The sequence below is a fragment of the Bradyrhizobium sp. 159 genome (assembly GCF_023073795.1).
Taxonomy (GTDB): Bacteria; Pseudomonadota; Alphaproteobacteria; order Rhizobiales; family Xanthobacteraceae; genus Bradyrhizobium.
Genome location: NZ_JADPKE010000059.1, coordinates 83,015 through 98,440, shown reverse-complemented (window position 1 = coordinate 98,440; position 15,426 = coordinate 83,015). Strand labels below are relative to the sequence as shown.

12 protein-coding genes and 1 pseudogene are annotated in these 15,426 nt (G+C 64.9%); 9 read left to right on the top strand and 4 right to left on the bottom strand.

The window, feature by feature from the left end:
* The first annotated feature begins 32 nt into the window (after nucleotides 1–32).
* Both IVA96_RS16480 and IVA96_RS16475 read left to right on the top strand, forming a co-directional pair.
* Nucleotides 33–542, top strand: a complete 510-nt coding sequence (locus IVA96_RS16480; protein ID WP_247281977.1) for an OsmC family protein — start codon at nucleotides 33–35, stop codon at nucleotides 540–542.
* A gap of 167 nt (nucleotides 543–709) precedes the next feature.
* A pseudogene (locus tag IVA96_RS16475) lies at nucleotides 710–1,506 on the top strand (hypothetical protein).
* A 106-nt stretch (nucleotides 1,507–1,612) separates the two neighbouring features.
* Here IVA96_RS16475 and mutS read toward each other — a convergent pair.
* Nucleotides 1,613–4,351, bottom strand: coding sequence for a DNA mismatch repair protein MutS (mutS, locus tag IVA96_RS16470; protein WP_247418256.1), 2,739 nt, complete (start codon nucleotides 4,349–4,351; stop codon nucleotides 1,613–1,615).
* Nucleotides 4,352–4,568: 217 nt separating this feature from the next.
* On the opposite strand from mutS, the gene pcaF reads away from it, so the two are divergent.
* The 5 genes from pcaF (at nucleotide 4,569) to IVA96_RS16445 (ending at nucleotide 10,334) form a co-directional block, all read left to right on the top strand.
* Nucleotides 4,569–5,777 carry a 3-oxoadipyl-CoA thiolase gene (pcaF, locus tag IVA96_RS16465; protein WP_247281974.1) on the top strand — a complete coding sequence of 403 codons (1,209 nt, stop codon included), beginning with the start codon at nucleotides 4,569–4,571 and terminating at the stop codon, nucleotides 5,775–5,777.
* A gap of 203 nt (nucleotides 5,778–5,980) precedes the next feature.
* Complete coding sequence (gene pcaH, locus IVA96_RS16460; RefSeq protein ID WP_247281973.1) at nucleotides 5,981–6,682, top strand: protocatechuate 3,4-dioxygenase subunit beta; 702 nt, start codon at nucleotides 5,981–5,983, stop codon at nucleotides 6,680–6,682.
* Nucleotides 6,683–7,285, top strand: a complete 603-nt coding sequence (gene pcaG, locus IVA96_RS16455) for a protocatechuate 3,4-dioxygenase subunit alpha (RefSeq protein ID WP_247281972.1) — start codon at nucleotides 6,683–6,685, stop codon at nucleotides 7,283–7,285.
* Between the two features lie 219 nt (nucleotides 7,286–7,504).
* Complete coding sequence (locus tag IVA96_RS16450) at nucleotides 7,505–9,193, top strand: methyl-accepting chemotaxis protein (RefSeq protein ID WP_247418255.1); 1,689 nt, start codon at nucleotides 7,505–7,507, stop codon at nucleotides 9,191–9,193.
* 49 nt (nucleotides 9,194–9,242) lie between these two features.
* The gene (locus IVA96_RS16445) at nucleotides 9,243–10,334 is read left to right on the top strand and encodes an ecdysteroid 22-kinase family protein (RefSeq protein WP_247418254.1); all 1,092 of its coding nucleotides are present in this window, start codon (nucleotides 9,243–9,245) and stop codon (nucleotides 10,332–10,334) included.
* Nucleotides 10,335–10,470: 136 nt separating this feature from the next.
* Here IVA96_RS16445 and IVA96_RS16440 read toward each other — a convergent pair whose 3' ends face one another.
* The 3 genes from IVA96_RS16440 to IVA96_RS16430 are packed head-to-tail and all read right to left on the bottom strand — an operon-like array spanning nucleotide 10,471 to nucleotide 13,691.
* Nucleotides 10,471–12,027, bottom strand: coding sequence for an MDR family MFS transporter (locus tag IVA96_RS16440; protein WP_247281969.1), 1,557 nt, complete (start codon nucleotides 12,025–12,027; stop codon nucleotides 10,471–10,473).
* A gap of 19 nt (nucleotides 12,028–12,046) precedes the next feature.
* The gene (locus tag IVA96_RS16435; protein WP_247281968.1) at nucleotides 12,047–13,216 is read right to left on the bottom strand and encodes an HlyD family secretion protein; all 1,170 of its coding nucleotides are present in this window, start codon (nucleotides 13,214–13,216) and stop codon (nucleotides 12,047–12,049) included.
* Complete coding sequence (locus IVA96_RS16430; protein WP_247281967.1) at nucleotides 13,209–13,691, bottom strand: MarR family transcriptional regulator; 483 nt, start codon at nucleotides 13,689–13,691, stop codon at nucleotides 13,209–13,211. The genes IVA96_RS16435 and IVA96_RS16430 overlap by 8 nt, the downstream gene beginning before the upstream one ends.
* Before the next feature lie 157 nt (nucleotides 13,692–13,848).
* Here IVA96_RS16430 and IVA96_RS16425 point away from each other — a divergent pair, with 157 nt between their 5' ends.
* Both IVA96_RS16425 and IVA96_RS16420 read left to right on the top strand, forming a co-directional pair.
* Complete coding sequence (locus tag IVA96_RS16425) at nucleotides 13,849–14,343, top strand: transcriptional repressor (RefSeq protein WP_247281966.1); 495 nt, start codon at nucleotides 13,849–13,851, stop codon at nucleotides 14,341–14,343.
* A 120-nt stretch (nucleotides 14,344–14,463) separates the two neighbouring features.
* Entirely contained in the window at nucleotides 14,464–15,417 is a 954-nt protein-coding gene (locus IVA96_RS16420) for a DMT family transporter (RefSeq protein WP_247418247.1), read from the top strand.
* Nucleotides 15,418–15,426: the final 9 nt, after the last annotated feature.

The window sequence follows — 15,426 nt, the reverse complement described above, 5'->3', positions numbered from 1 at the left end:
ATCGAGGGGCAATCTTCCGGGAGAGAACGAACATGGACGCTGCCCAATTGCGCCGGATGCAGGCCCCGATCAAGGAGCGCTACAAGACTGATCCGAAGGCCGCGCTGATCACGCTGAAGGCGAAGGGTTCGACCGACAGCGAAGGCATCGCCTGCAAGGTCGAGACCGGACGCGCCATTGCGATGGCCGGCCTGCATCCGGCCACCGGCGGCTCCGGCCTCGAGCTGTGCTCCGGCGACATGTTGCTGGAAGCGCTGGTCGCCTGCGCCGGCGTCACGCTGAAATCGGTTGCGACCGCGATCGAGGTGCCCTTGAAGACCGGCAACGTCTATGCCGAGGGTGATCTCGATTTCCGCGGCACGCTCGGCGTCGATAAGGAGACCCCGGTCGGCTTCGCCGAGATCCGGCTGCGCTTCGAGGTCGACACCGACGCGCCGCAGGATAAGCTCGATCTGTTGCTGAAGCTCACCGAGCGCTATTGCGTGGTCTATCAGACCATCAAGAACGGCCCGAAGGTGTCGGTGTCGATGCAGCGGATGTAGCTGCCCATTTCCATTGGGAGAGGTTGCGCCGACGGCGCGGGTGAGGGGCGTTCTCTCGTGGGGACCTGAAGCCGTCACCCGATGTGCTGTGCAAATCGACCTCTCCCTCCGGGAGAGGTGAACGAACCCGCGGATAATTCGCCTCAACAAAAATCATCCCGCGCTAGATGTCCCCCGATCTCCACCTCATCCTTTTCCTTCTCCTGCGCATGGCGATCGCGGCGGCGTTCGTCGTGACGGCGTCGATCATCACCGAACGTTCCGGCCCAGTGATCGGTGCGCTGGTGGCGACGCTACCGATCTCAGCGGGTCCTTCCTATGTCTTTCTCGCGCTCGACCATGACGCCGCCTTCATCGCGCAAGGGGCGCTGTCGAGCCTTCCCGTCAACGCGGCGACGATCGTGCTTGGCCTCTGCTATGTCGTGCTGGCGCAGCGGCACAATCTGCTGGTGAGTGCCGGCAGCGCGATCGCCGTGTGGATCGTGCTGGCCTCCATCATCCGCCTGTTCGACTGGACCTTGACGGCCGGACTCGCCGTGAACCTGATTGCCTTCGGAATCTGCATTCCGCTGCTCGCTAAGTACCGCCATGTGAAGATGCCGTTAGTGACGCGTCGCTGGTACGACATTCCGTTCCGCGCCGCTTTGGTGGCGACGCTCGTCGCCATCGTGGTTTCCACCTCGGGCTGGGCGGCCCGCGCGTCTCCGGCGTCATCGCGCTCTACCCGATCGTCTTCACCAGCATGATGGTGATCCTGCATCCGCGCATCGGTGGCCCGCCGACCGCCGCGGTGCTTGCCAATTCTGCCTGGGGCTTGCTCGGCTTCGGTATGGCGATTGCCGTGATGCATGTCGGCGCCGCAAACTTCGGCTCCGCGATAGGCCTCAGCATGGGGCTCGCCACCTGCATCGTGTGGAACCTGACGCTGTGGTGGAATGGACGAAGGAAGCGGCTGGCGCACTAACCTTCGTCGTTGCAAGGATCGAGGCGACGAAGCATCCAGACGATCGCGGGGAGAGAGAATGGATTGCTTCGCTCCGCTCGCAATGACGATTGCGGTCGCGGCGTGCTTATTGCTTCGGCAGCTTGGCCTTCAACGCATACAGCGCATCCAGCGCCTCGCGCGGCGACATCTCGTCGGGATGTAACGCCTTCACCGCTTCCATGAGAAGCTCCGCTTCGCTCGGCGGCGCGGCCTCCGCCGCGGCGCGCGAGGGCACGGCGAACAGCGGCAGATCGTCGGCGAGGGCGCGGGCGGTCTGGCCGCGGTCCTGGGCCTCCAGCTTGGCCAGCACCGATTTGGCTCGCGTGATCACGGCCGGTGGCAGGCCGGCGAGCTTGGCCACCTGAATGCCGTAGGAGCGATCGGCCGAGCCCGGCAGCACCTCGTGCAGGAACACGACATTGCCCTGCCATTCCTTCACGCGCACGGTGGCGTTGAACATGCGCGGCAGTTTTGCCGAGAGCGCCGTCAGCTCGTGATAATGCGTGGCGAACAGCGTGCGGCAGCGATTGCTCTCGTGCAGATGCTCGATCGCGGCCCAGGCGATCGAGAGGCCGTCGAAGGTCGCGGTGCCGCGGCCAATCTCGTCGAGGATCACGAGTGCGCGCTCGCCGGCCTGATTCAGGATCGCCGCGGTCTCGACCATCTCCACCATGAAGGTGGAGCGGCCGCGGGCGAGATCGTCGGCCGCGCCGACCCGCGAGAACAGGCGATCGACGATGCCGATCCTCGCCCGCGCGGCCGGCACAAAACTGCCGATCTGCGCCATCAGGGCGATCAGTGCGTTCTGGCGCAGGAATGTGGATTTACCTGCCATATTCGGACCGGTGAGCAGCCAGAGCTGGCCTGACTTCTGTCCGGGTGCCGGCGAGAGGTCGCAGGCATTGGCGATGAACGGCTCGCCATTGCGCTTGAGCGCCTGCTCCACCACGGGATGGCGGCCGGCTTCGATCGCAAAGCCGAGCGAGGTGTCGACCTCGGGCCGCACGTAATTCTCGTCGACCGCCAGCTTGGCCAGCGACGTCGCGACATCGAGCAAAGCAAAGCCGTGCGCGGCGGCGCGCAAGTCTTCGCTGATCTCGAGCGCCTTGGCGCAGAGCCGCTCGAAGATCTCGAGCTCGAGCCCGAGCGCGCGGTCGCCGGCATTGGCGATCTTGGCCTCGATCTCGCCCAGCTCCGAGGTCGTGAAGCGCACCTGGCCCGCCAGCGTCTGGCGATGAATGAAGGTCGCATTCAGCGGCGGCGACATCAGCTTGTCGCCGTGCTGCGCGGTCACCTCGACGAAATAGCCGAGCACATTGTTGTGCCGGATCTTCAGGGCCTTCACGCCGGTTTGGTCGGCGTAGCGGGCTTGCATCGAGGCCACCACCAGGCGCGAAGCATCGCGCAGGTTGCGGGCTTCGTCGAGCGCAGGCTCGTAAGCCTGGCGCACGAAGCCGCCGTCGCGCTTGATCAATGGCAGTTGCTCATCGAGCGCGCCGGCAAACTCGGTCGCCAGCGCGCGAGATGGCTTTTGCAGCGCCGCCATCACCGCCACGATCTCCTGCGGCGGCTGGTCGAGCTCGGACAGCCGCGTCAGCACCTGGTCGGCGGCGATGATGCCGTCGCGGATGCCGGCGAGGTCGCGCGGTCCGCCGCGGCCGACCGAGAGACGGGCCAGCGCCCGTGACATGTCGGGCGCGCCGCGCAAAATGCTGCGGATGTCTTCGCGCGCGGCGGAATCGGTAACGAAGGTTCCGACAGCATCGAGCCGCCGCGCGATCGCCAGCGCATCGGTCAGTGGCGCCGCCAGTCGCTGCGCCAGCAGCCGCGAACCGGCCGAGGTCACCGTGCAGTCGATCGCGTCGAGCAGCGAGCCGCGGCGTTCGCCGGCGAGCGTGCGCGTCAATTCGAGATTGGCGCGGGTGGCCGGATCGATCGCCATGGTTGCGCCCGAGGCTTCGCGCGCCGGCGGCGGCAGCGGCGGATGCTTGCCGACCTGGGTGCGGTCGACGTAGGTGACGGCGGCGGCCGCAGCGGTGGCTTCCAGACGCGTGAGCTGCGCCAGCCCATCCATTGTGGCGACAGCGAAATAGTCGCACAGCCGCTTCTCGGCGGTGGCGCCGTCGAACACGTCGCGGGTCAGCGGCGTTACCGCCGGCAGCTCGCGCAACATCTGTCCGAGCTCGCTGTCGTTATAGAGCGCGTCGGTGACGATCGCCTCGTTCGGATTGATGCGCGCCAGCGTGGCGGCGAGCTCGCCGCCGCCGCACTCCGTCACCATGAATTCGGCGGTCGAGATGTCGATCCAGGCAAGGCCGAAGCGGTCGCCACCGGCGGAGGAGCGGGCGCGCGCGATCGCCAGCAGGTAGTTGTTCGCACGCGCGTCCAACAGCGTGTCCTCGGTCAGCGTGCCCGGCGTGACCAGCCGCACCACGCCGCGGCGCACCACGCTCTTGTTCCCGCGCGCCTTGGCCGCAGCGGGATCCTCGGTCTGCTCGCAGACAGCGACCCGGTGGCCGGCTGATATCAGGCGGTGCAGATAATCCTCGGAGCGTTCGACCGGCACGCCGCACATCGGGATATCCGCGCCCTGATGCTTGCCGCGCTTGGTCAAGACGATGCCGAGCGTCTTCGAGGCAATTTCGGCGTCCTCGAAGAACAATTCGTAGAAATCGCCCATCCGGTAGAACAGCAGCAAGCCCTGATGCGCCGCCTTGATCTCGAGGTACTGTTCCATCATGGGCGTGACACGCGCGGCAGCTTCCGCCTGCGGCGCGGGCGTGTCGTCGGGAGGCGGTACAGGTATTGGCTGTTGCATTGTCATGGGCGGTGCAACCTACAAAATTTCGCTCCCCGGTCCTATCGCTTTGGCCGGGCAGGTGAGGTTTTCCACGTTGTCCGAACCGCGGCATGCGTTGCGGGCGGCTGGCCCCCTGCGAGTCGCACGCGAAACCGTCAATTGACCTGCCGCGGGCGCCCTCCTAAAACTCCGCCCTCATTGAAGAAATTGGGCCGAACCGCGGCATTCAGGGAGAACAGCGATGCGTGACGTCTTTATTTGCGATGCCGTGCGGACCCCGATTGGCCGTTTCGGCGGCTCGCTCGCCAAGGTGCGCGCCGACGACCTGGCGGCCGCGCCGATCAAGGCGCTGATGGCCAAGCGTCCCAATCTCGACTGGGGCCAGGTCGACGAAGTCTTCTTCGGCTGCGCCAATCAGGCCGGCGAGGACAATCGCAACGTCGCACGCATGGCGCTGTTGCTGGCGGGCCTGCCGGATTCGGTTCCGGGCCAGACCCTGAACCGGCTCTGCGCGTCCGGGCTGGATGCGGTCGGCGCCGCGGGGCGCGCCATCCGCTCCGGCGAGATCGAGCTTGCGATTGCCGGCGGTGTCGAATCCATGACCCGTGCCCCCTTCGTCATGGGCAAGGCGCAGGAGGCGTTCTCGCGTTCGGCCGAGATCTTCGACACCACGATCGGCTGGCGCTTCATCAATCCGCTGCTCAAGGCGCAGTATGGCGTCGACGCGATGCCGGAGACCGGCGAAAATGTCGCCGAGGAATTCCAGGTCTCGCGCGCCGACCAGGACGCCTTCGCGATCCGCTCGCAGCAGCGTGCCGGCGCGGCGATTGCATCCGGCTATTTTGCGGAAGAGATCACCCCGATCACCATTGCCGGCGGCAAGGCCGGCCCTATCACGGTGGACAAGGACGAGCATCCGCGCCCCGAGACCACGCTGGAGGGGCTCGCCAAGCTGAAGCCGATCGTGCGCAATCCCGGCACGGTCACTGCCGGCAACGCCTCCGGCGTCAATGACGGCGCCGCCGCGATGATCCTCGCATCCGAAGCTGCGGTGAAGAAGCACGGGCTGACACCCCGCGCGCGCATTCTCGGCCTCGCCTCGGCCGGCGTGCCGCCGCGCATCATGGGCATTGGACCCGTGCCGGCGACGCGCAAGCTGATGGAGCGACTCGGCAAGAAGATCAGCGATTTCGACTTGATCGAGCTGAATGAAGCCTTCGCCTCGCAGGGCATCGCCTGCATGCGTCAGCTTGGCGTGGCTGATGACGCCGACTTCGTCAATCCGCATGGCGGCGCCATCGCGCTCGGCCATCCCCTCGGCATGAGTGGCGCCCGTCTCGCGCTCACCGCCGTGCATGGCATGGAAAAGCGCGGCGGCAAGCTCGCGCTTGCCACCATGTGCGTCGGCGTCGGCCAGGGCGTCGCGGTCGCGATCGAGAAATTGAACTGACGGGGCGCGGCGCATCTCGTCATCCCCGGGCGTGGTGCGCTTGCACCGAACCCGGGATCTCGAGATTTCGGGTTCAGCCCTCTCGGGCTGCCCCGGAACAACAAGTAATAGGGGCTGCGAAACCCGCTTCCCCAAATTAGTTATGTCCTATAATGATTGTCGAGCGTTGACCGGCCCCTGAACGGCCGGGGAGGAGTTCGCCAATGACGTTCATCTATCCCGTCGACAGCAACAAGGCGCATCCGCTGCCGCTGTCTCCCGAGTACAAGAGCTCGATCAAGCGCGCGCCGCACCAGCCCTTGATTCCGATGCGCCACACCCTGTCGGAGCTGACTGGCCCGGTCTATGGCCACGAGACCGTGCGCGAGGGCGACAATGATCTGACCCGCCAGCACAGTGGCGAGCCGCTCGGCGAGCGCATCATCGTGCATGGCCACGTCCGCGACGAGGACGGCCGCGGCGTGCCGAACTCGCTGGTCGAAATCTGGCAGGCCAATTCCTGCGGCCGCTATGTCCATGTCCGTGACCAGCACCCGGCACCGCTCGATCCAAATTTCACGGGCGCCGGCCGTACCGTGAGCGATGCCTCAGGTTACTACCGCTTCGTCACCATCAAGCCGGGCGCTTATCCCTGGGGCAATCATCACAATGCGTGGCGGCCCGCGCACATCCACCTCTCGGTCTTCGGCCATTCCTTTGTCACGCGCCTCGTGACGCAGATGTATTTCCCGAACGATCCGCTGTTCCCGTTCGACCCGATCTTCAATTCGGTGCCGGACGAAAAGGCGCGGGCGCGGATGGTCTCTTCCTTCGATCTCGAGAACACACAGCCCGAATGGGCGCTGTGCTATCGCTTTGACATCGTGCTGCGCGGCCAGAACGCCACGCCTATGGAGAACCATTAAGTGCAGGATTCTGTGAAGCCCAACGGGATCACCCCATCGCAAACCGTCGGTCCGTTCTTCAAATACGGCCTGACGCCGAACGGCGAATACGCCTGGAACGACGCGTTCACCAACTCGACGCTCACGCCCGACGTTTCTGGCGACCGTATCCGCATCGAGGGCCGGGTATTCGACGGTGATGGCGTCGCCGTGCCGGATTGCATGCTGGAGATCTGGCAAGCGGACGCGCAAGGTCGCTTTGCCGACCCGCAGGACAAGCGTGCGCTGCCGAATGCGAGCTTCCGCGGCTTTGCCCGCTGCGGCACCGACAAGGATGGCAATTACGCCTTCGAGACCATCAAGCCCGGCGCCGTGCCGGATCCCGACGGCAAGCCGCAGGCGCCGCACATCCTTCTTGCGGTCTTCGGGCGCGGCATGCTCAGGCATCTCTATACCCGCATCTATTTCAGCGACGAGGCCGGCAATTCCGCCGATCCCGTGCTGGCGCTGGTGCCCACTGAGCGCCGCGCCACGCTGGTTGCGACGCGCGAGGCCGGCAAGGCGGTTTACCGGCTTGACCTGCGGCTCCAGGGCGACGACGAGACGGTGTTCTTCGACGTTTAACGCCCGCGTCGTCACGGACCTGCGGGCGCGCCTGAGACGCGCTTGTCCGGGACGGGGGCCGGGGGCGTCTTCCGTATCGGAGCCGCCCCTGATGCTTCCCGTAGTTTCCCCGTAGTTTCCCCGGAGTTCGCGGAGCGCAATTTCCGCGCGTAGCAATCCCGTGTTTACCGTAGTCGTTTAGTATCCATTTGGATTTCGACCGCGCGACCGGATTGTTCCATGAAAATTCGTTTTTCGCTTTCCTCGGCAATCATTGCATTCGGTGTCGTCCTGGCCCTCGGCTTTACGGCCGTGGTCTCCACCAGCCTCTACGCCCTAAGAGAGCTCAAGGTCGGCGGCCCGCTCTATTCCGATATCAAGCTCGGCAACGACCTCATCGCCGATATCCTGCCGCCGCCGGAATATGTCATCGAAGCCTATCTCGAGGCCACGCTTGCCATGCGCGAGCCGGACCAGCTTGCCACTCATGGCGAGCGCCTAGTTCAGCTCCGCAAGGATTACGACGAGCGCAAGGCATTCTGGGTCGCCTCCAGCCTCTCGGCAGACCTGAAGACCGCGCTGGTGTCGAAGTCCGATGCCGAGGTGCAGAAATTCTGGAAGGCGTCCGACCAGCTCCTGCCAGCCCTCAAGGCCAAGGACGCGGCCGCTTCCGAGCGCGCCTATGCGCAGCTGAAGGGCGCATACACCGCGCATCGCGCCGTCATCGACAGCATCGTCGAGAGTGCCAACAAGCAGAATGCCGCCATGGAGAAGCTGGCCGCGGACCGCGACAGTTCGATGCTCTTTATCCTCCTCGGCGTCTCCGCCGCCGTCCTCGCCTTCATTGCCGCAGGCCTGCTCGGCGTTGCGCTCGGCGTGGTGCGCCCGATCGTACGAATGACGGACACGATGCAGAAGCTCGCGACCGGCGATCTCGCAGCCGACATTCCTTTCGCGCACCGCCAGGACGAGGTTGGCTCGATGGCGGGTGCGCTGCTGGTGTTCAAGCAGGCGGCGGTCGAGAATTCCCGCCTGCGCGAGGAGCAGTTGCGGCAGGAACAGGAGGCCGCGCGCGCCAAGCGCAGCGCCCTGCAGCAGATGGCCGAGACCGTCGAACGCGAGACCGGCCGGTCTGTCGACAGCGCGAGCGCGGCGACGCAGGGCGTGGAGCGGGTCGCCACCAGCCTGTCCGAGATCGCAAGTTCGCTCTCCGCGCAGTCGCAGGCGGTCGCCGCGGCCTCCACCCAGGCCCTCGGCAGCTCGCAAACCGTCTCGGCTGCGGCCGAAGAGCTGAGCGCCTCGATCCGCGAGATCGCGAGTCAGGTCGCGAGGACCAGCACGGTCACCAAATCTGCGGTCGCCGGCCGTGAGCAGGCGCGCTCGACCATTCAGGCGCTGGCTGGTTCGGTGAGGAAGATCGCCGAGGTCTCCGATCTTATCGGCGGCATCGCCGGCCAGACCAACCTCCTGGCGCTCAATGCCACGATCGAGGCGGCGCGCGCCGGCGAGGCCGGCCGCGGCTTCGCGGTGGTCGCCACCGAGGTGAAATCGCTGTCCGATCAGACCGCCAAGTCCACCGAGGAGATCGGGCGGCTGATTGCCGAGATCCAGACCGCGACTCAGGCTGCCGTCGACGCCGTCGAGACCATGGGGGGCCACATCGCCGAGATCGACGGTGTCGCGATCTCGGTTGCTGCCGCGATGGAAGAACAGGACGCCGCGACGCGTGAGATCACGCGATCGATCTCCGAATCGGCGTCGGCGGCGAAGGAGGTCTCGGCCAAGATCGGTCATGTCAGCCGCGACGCCGCCTCCGTGAACGAGCGCGCCGCGGAGGTCAGGCAGGCGATCGCCGGCATGGCCGCCAATCTCGAGCAACTGCGGTCGGTCGTGGTGCGGACCGTGCGGGACTCGACTGCCGCGGCGTGACGCCCGGCGCGATGCCTGCCGCTGGTGCCGGCGGTTGTGATCGTGCAGTATGGCGCGGCACAGGGGCATCGTGGTCTTCATGACGAATGCGCAACTGCCGGCGGTTGCCGAGCCCGGTTACCTCACGGCCGCGCTGCGCCGGGCCGGCGCGCTGGACGCCGGTGCGGTGCGCGAGGTGAAGGTGCTGCATCAGCGCGACACCATCGTGTCACATATCGTGCGTCTCGGTTTGCGCTATGTTGGGGAGTCCGCTGGCGCCCCGCAGTCGCTGATCCTGAAGACCGCGCATGCAGGCTTCGCCAAGTCGCTCGCAAATAGCGGCCGGAACGAAGTCGCGTTCTACACGCAGCTTGAGCCAGAAACGCCGCGGGGTCTCGTGCCGCGCTGCTTCGACGGACATTTTGACGAGGACGGCCTCACCTGGCATCTCCTGCTCGAGGACCTCACCGACAGCCATGAGATTGCAACTCAATGGCCGCTGCCGCCCTCGCGAGAGCAGGCAACGGCGATCGTGACGACACTCGCGCGCTGGCACGCGGCGTGGTGGGACCACGATAGCTTCGGCGATACTATCGGCACCTGGATGAGCACCGACGACAGTGCGAAGCTGATGGCGACCTTCGCTGGTCACTACGATCGTTTCGCCGATCTGCTCGGCAACCGCCTCAGCGAGGAGCGGCGCATCCTCTTCCGCCGCTTCATCGAGCAATCGGAACGGTTGCTCGAGCGTTATCATTCGCGCCGGCATGTCACCATCGCTCATGGCGACGCCCATACCTGGAATTTTCTGTTGCCGCGCACAGGCGTTGCCAACACCGTTCGCATCTTCGATTTCGACCAGTGGCGCATAAACGTGCCGACCGGTGACCTCGCCTACATGATGGCGACGCAATGGTATCCGGACCGCCGGCAGGCACTCGAACGGCCCCTGCTCAACCTCTATCACGAGACGCTGATACAGCACGGTGTCACGGGTTACACGCGCGGCGCGCTCGATCAGGACTATCGCCGGTCGGTGCTCTGGCAGATCACCAAGCCGGTCTGGCAATGGAGCATCAACATCCCGCCGCTGATCTGGTGGAATAACCTGGAGCGGGTGATGATGGCGGTCGAGGATCTCGGGTGCGAGGAGTTGTTGTAGCGCGCTCGTGTCCCGGGCGCGGTGCAGCGTGTAACGCTGCGCCGCAGAACCGGGACAATCGTGCCGCGGGCATGGGCCCCGGCTCAGCAGCGCATCAGTTGCGTGCTGCGCTGCGTCCGGGGCACGGGACCGATCACTACTCCATCACCGCATGCTCCGGCCCGGCGGCCTGCTTGCGTAGTGTGGCCTTGGTCGAGCCGATCAGCAAAGCGAGCGGGATGGTGCAGAGGATGAAGACCATCACCAGCTGGTAATCGTGCGCGAAAGCGATGATCTGCGCCTGCACGCTGACCATTCTGTCGGTCATGGCGCGGCCGGCGTCTGTGGAAAGATTGATCATGCCGCTGACGCTGGGCATCTGGAGCGCATGGTTGAACGGGTTGATGTGCTCGGAGAGAATCGCATAAGTCCGCCGCGTTCCCTGCGTCAGCTGGGCGATGACGACGGAGATGCCGACTGAGCTTGCGACGTTGCGCATCAGGGTCAGCATCGCGGTGCCGTCGGTACGCAGCTCGTTCGACAGCGTCAGGAACGCCACGGTCGAGAGCGGCACGAAGACAAGGCCGAAGCCGAAGCCCTGGATGACGCTGACCGTGACGATCTCCGGTACCTGGGTCAGGTCGGTCCAGCCGGTCATCTGGAACAACGAGCCCGCGGTCAGCGTGAGGCCTGCGATGATCAGCGTGCGGGCCTCGACATAGCGCATCATGCGGCCGACCAGCATCATGGCGAAGAAGGTGCCGATGCCGCGGCTCGCCAGCAGCAGGCCGGCGGTGATGATGGGATAGCCGATCACGTTCTGCATGTAGGGCGAAGCCAGCGCCATGGTCGAGAACAGCACGAGCCCCATCACTACCATGAACACGCAGCCGGTGACGAAGTTGCGATCCCGAAACAGCGCGAAGCGGATGAACGGCGTCGATGTCGTGAAGGAGTGCGCGAGGAAGAAGTAAAAGGCGACAGCGGAGACGATGAATTCCGCCAGGATCTCGCTCGACTCAAGCCAGCCGAGCTGCTCGCCGCGGTCGAGCGCAAGCTGAAGTGCGCCGATCGCGATCGCCAGCGCGGCGAAACCGAACCAGTCGAACTTCAGGCTGAAATCCTTCCGGGTCTCGTCCATGAAGACGATCAGCCCGAGCACGGTGATGGCGCCGAAGGGCAGGTTGACGAAGAACACCCAGTGCCAGGAATAGGTCTCGGTGAGCCAGGCGCCCAGCGAGGGGCCCATGATCGGGCCCATCATCACGCCCATGCCCCAGATCGACATCGCCTTGGCGCGCTCCTGGAGCGTGTAGTAGTCGAGCATGACCGACTGAGACAGCGGCACCAGGGCGGCGCCGAACACGCCTTGCAGCAGGCGGAACAGCACCATCTGGTTGATGTCCTGGGCGAGGCCGCACAACACCGACGCCATGGTGAAGCCCGCCGAGCAGATGATGAAGATGCGCTTGCGGCCGAAGCGGTTGGCGATCCAGCCCACCGGCGCCGTCATAATCGCGGCGGCGACGATGTAGGAGGTCAGCACCCAGTTGATCTGATCCTGCGAGGCGGACAGCGTGCCTTGCATGTAGGGCAATGCGACATTGGCGATGGTGGTGTCCAGCGCCTGCATGATGGTCGCGGTCATGGCGCAGATCGTCACCATGTTCCGGCGCAGGCCTGGGACCATCAGACTGGCATTGGGGCCGGACATCGATCAGTCCTTCTCAGGTTTATTCTTTGTCCTGGCCTTGGCCCGCGGTCGCTGACAGGCCAAGCAGGCCGGCGAGCGAGCGCCGATGGCCGGTGTCGATGGTGGCGTAGACGCTCATGCCGGCCTTCAGTTTCCGCACGTATTTGTCGGTCTCGTCGAAATAGATCCGGATCGGCACGCGCTGCACCACCTTGACGAAATTGCCGGTGGCGTTCTGCGGCGGCAGGATCGCGAATTGCGCGCCGGTGCCGGGCGAGAGCGATCCGATCTTGCCCTTGAAAAGGTGGTTCGGAAATGCGTCGACTTCGAGCGTGACGGGCTGTCCTTCGGTGACGTAGGTGAGATCGCTCTCCTTCGGATTGGCATCGACCCAGGGATGGGCGACGTCGATGATGGAGAACACCGGCGTGCCGGCGGCGACGTAGCGGCCGAGCTGGATCTGTTCCACTTGCGTGGCCACGCCGTCCATCGCCGCGCGCAGGACGGTGTGGTCGAGGTTGCGCTGGGCGTCGTCCAGCTTGGCTTTCGCCTGCGCGTAAGGCGGGAACTGCTCCAGCGGCAACGAGGGATCGCCCAGCAATTGCGTCTTGGCGTTGGAGAGCTGCTGCTTGATGTATTGTGCCTGTGCGCCTGCGGTCACCAGCGCGTTGGCAGCGTTGTCGAGATCGAGCTGCGAGCCGTAATTGTTCTTGACCAGCGCCTGCTTGCGCTCGACATCGCGTTGCTTCAGGTCGACGCCCTGCTGGGCAAGGTTGAGCATGTCGCCGTAGATCTTGATATTGGCGACGAGGTTCTCATAGGTCGTGCGGGCCTGCGCGAGCTGCGCCTTGGCTTCATCCACTGCGTGGCGGAACGGAACGGGGTCGATCTCGAACAATTCGTCGCCCTGCTTGACGGACTGTCCTTCTCTCACGATCACCTTCTGAATCTTGCCCGAGATGTCGGGCGTCACCAGCACCTTCTGCGCACCGACATAGGCGTCGTCGGTGCCGACATAGCGGCCGCCATGGAGATAGAAGGTGATGCCGCCGATGGCGACGGTGACCGGCAGGACGACCAGGAGGAGGAAGCGGCGGTAGCGGCGCAGGCCCGCCGCCACGCGGCGGCGCGGATCCGTGCCAGCCTTCTTTGTGGGCTTGCCGCCGTCGATCTTCTGCTCGGGCTGGAACTTGAGGACCTGATCAGCCATAGCGCTGCTCCTTGCGTGCTTGTTCCGCTCCGGATGTCTGGATCGCGGTCCGCACGTTTTCCTTGATCGTTTCGAGCTGGGTGAGGAGGCGGTGGGCGTCGGCCGCGTTGATGCCGTCGAGCGCATTGGCGGTGATTTCGGACTTCAGCCCGCTCATCCGGCCGAGCAATGTCCGGCCCGCCTTCTTCAGATACAGGCGCTTGACGCGGCGGTCCGAGGCGTCGCTGCGGCGCTCGATCCAGTCATTGTCGCAGAGCTTGTCGATCAGGCGCGTCAGCGTGATCGGCTGCATCTCGAGGAGCTCGGCGAGCTCCGACTGCTTCATGCCCTCGCTGCGCTCGACTTTGGACAGCACGGCCCATTGCGCGCGGGTGATGCCGAAACGGGACGCCTCCTTGTCGGCATAGACACGCAACAAGCGGTAGAGCTCACCCAGCGTGAACAGGAAATTCTGGTCGACCGACCCTCGGGTCATGAGCTTCGTCTCCAATAAGCCTGGAATATAATAAGCAAGCTTATGATTATTTCATGGCGGATTAGCGGGACGCCGTCCCGCTCCAAGAGCATGGCTGGCAGCCGCGTTGCCGGTCGCGCTTTGGGTTCCATCAGCAAAATGCTAGAACGCGTCCCGCATGACCCTCGCAAACACGGCATTTCCCGCGCCCGATCACGATCACGACCGCTGCACTGCGGATGCGCTGGCGCATGCCGAACAGGTCTGCGAGCAGCGCGCGCAGAAATTCACGCCGATCCGCCGTCAGGTGCTCGGGGCGCTCCTCTCCAGCCACCGCCCGCTTGGCGCCTATGAGGTGATCGACGAACTCGCCAAGTCGATGGCGCGACCAGCGCCGATCACGGTCTATCGTGCTCTCGATTTTCTGATGGCCAACGGCCTCGTGCATCGCATCGAGAGCCGTAACGCCTATTTGGCCTGCGCCGCCCATGACCACGACGCGACCTCGGCGGTGGCGTTCCTGATTTGCGAGCGCTGCGGCCTGGTCGGCGAGATCCCGTCGGCCTCCTTCGCCAAGGAACTCAATGCCGCTGCGCGCAGCTCAGGCTTCGCTCCTAAATTGTCCGTGGTGGAGATCACGGGCATCTGCACCCATTGTCAGAAAGCTGCCTGAAGAATGCGATCAACTCGACCCAAGGCCGCGGTGTCCACCTCTCCCCGCTGGGGAGAGGTAAAGAGCCCCACCGTCCGATCGCTCAAGTAACAACGGCACAACGCCGGTAGTCGGGAAGAGATGTCCTCACCACAAGCCATATCCTCCGCCGGTCGCCCGCTGAGCGTCGGCGCCATCGCCCTGATGCTGATGCTGTGCTTGACCTGGGGCTTCAACCAGATTGCGGTGAAGCTGGTGCTGCCGGATATCCCGCCGATGCTCCAGGCCACGATCCGCTCGATGGGCGCGCTGCCGGTGCTATTCATCATCGGCACCCTTCGTGGCGTCAATTTCTTCGAACGTGACCGCACCTGGAAGCCCGGCCTGATCGCCGGATTGATGTTCGGAATCGAGTTCGTTCTGATCTTCCAGGGCCTGCGCTTCACACCGGCCTCTCGGGCGGTCGTCTTCCTCTACACCGCGCCGTTCTTCGTCGCGCTCGGCTCCTATCAGGTGCTCGGCGAACGGCTTGGCGGCACGCAATGGCTGGGACTGGCGGTGAGCTTTGCCGGCGTCGCGCTCGCCATCGGCGTGCCGCAGCCGGATGTCGATGCCAAGGTGTTGCTCGGTGACCTCATGATCGTCGGCGGCGCGGCGCTGTGGGCGGCAACCACGCTGGTCGCCAAGGGCACGCGGCTGCGCTTCGCCGCGCCCGAGAAGGCGCTGGGCTATCAGGTCGCGACCTCGATCCCGATCCTCGGCCTGGCAGCCTGGCTGTTCGGCGAATCCGTCACGCATACGCCTGCGCCCCTGTCCCTCGCTCTCATGGCCTTCCAGGCGATCTGGGTGGTTGGAACCACGTTCACGCTTTGGTTCGCGCTGGTGAAGACGTATTCGGCCAGCAAATTGTCGGCTTTTACCTTCATCACCCCTTTGTTTGGCGTGGTCGGTAGCTATTTCATCATGCACGACACCCTAAGCCTGACATTCGGGGCCGCCGCGGTCCTTGTAATTGCTGGGCTTTTTCTGGTTAACCGTCCCAGCTCATCGGCTGCGGCGGCGCGCGATGCATTGCTGAACGTCACCAAAACCTGATATTTGGAC

What these genes read in the sequence shown, in the direction of transcription:
- IVA96_RS16430 (WP_247281967.1), bottom strand. Translation starts at nt 13,691, where the DNA reads ATGACCCGAGGGTCGGTCGACCAGAATTTCCTGTTCACGCTGGGTGAG.
- IVA96_RS16445 (WP_247418254.1), top strand. Translation starts at nt 9,243, where the DNA reads ATGGCGCGGCACAGGGGCATCGTGGTCTTCATGACGAATGCGCAACTG.
- IVA96_RS16450 (WP_247418255.1), top strand. Translation starts at nt 7,505, where the DNA reads ATGAAAATTCGTTTTTCGCTTTCCTCGGCAATCATTGCATTCGGTGTC.
- pcaF (WP_247281974.1), top strand. Translation starts at nt 4,569, where the DNA reads ATGCGTGACGTCTTTATTTGCGATGCCGTGCGGACCCCGATTGGCCGT.
- IVA96_RS16480 (WP_247281977.1), top strand. Translation starts at nt 33, where the DNA reads ATGGACGCTGCCCAATTGCGCCGGATGCAGGCCCCGATCAAGGAGCGC.
- IVA96_RS16420 (WP_247418247.1), top strand. Translation starts at nt 14,464, where the DNA reads ATGTCCTCACCACAAGCCATATCCTCCGCCGGTCGCCCGCTGAGCGTC.
- mutS (WP_247418256.1), bottom strand. Translation starts at nt 4,351, where the DNA reads ATGACAATGCAACAGCCAATACCTGTACCGCCTCCCGACGACACGCCC.
- IVA96_RS16435 (WP_247281968.1), bottom strand. Translation starts at nt 13,216, where the DNA reads ATGGCTGATCAGGTCCTCAAGTTCCAGCCCGAGCAGAAGATCGACGGC.
- IVA96_RS16440 (WP_247281969.1), bottom strand. Translation starts at nt 12,027, where the DNA reads ATGTCCGGCCCCAATGCCAGTCTGATGGTCCCAGGCCTGCGCCGGAAC.
- IVA96_RS16425 (WP_247281966.1), top strand. Translation starts at nt 13,849, where the DNA reads ATGACCCTCGCAAACACGGCATTTCCCGCGCCCGATCACGATCACGAC.
- pcaH (WP_247281973.1), top strand. Translation starts at nt 5,981, where the DNA reads ATGACGTTCATCTATCCCGTCGACAGCAACAAGGCGCATCCGCTGCCG.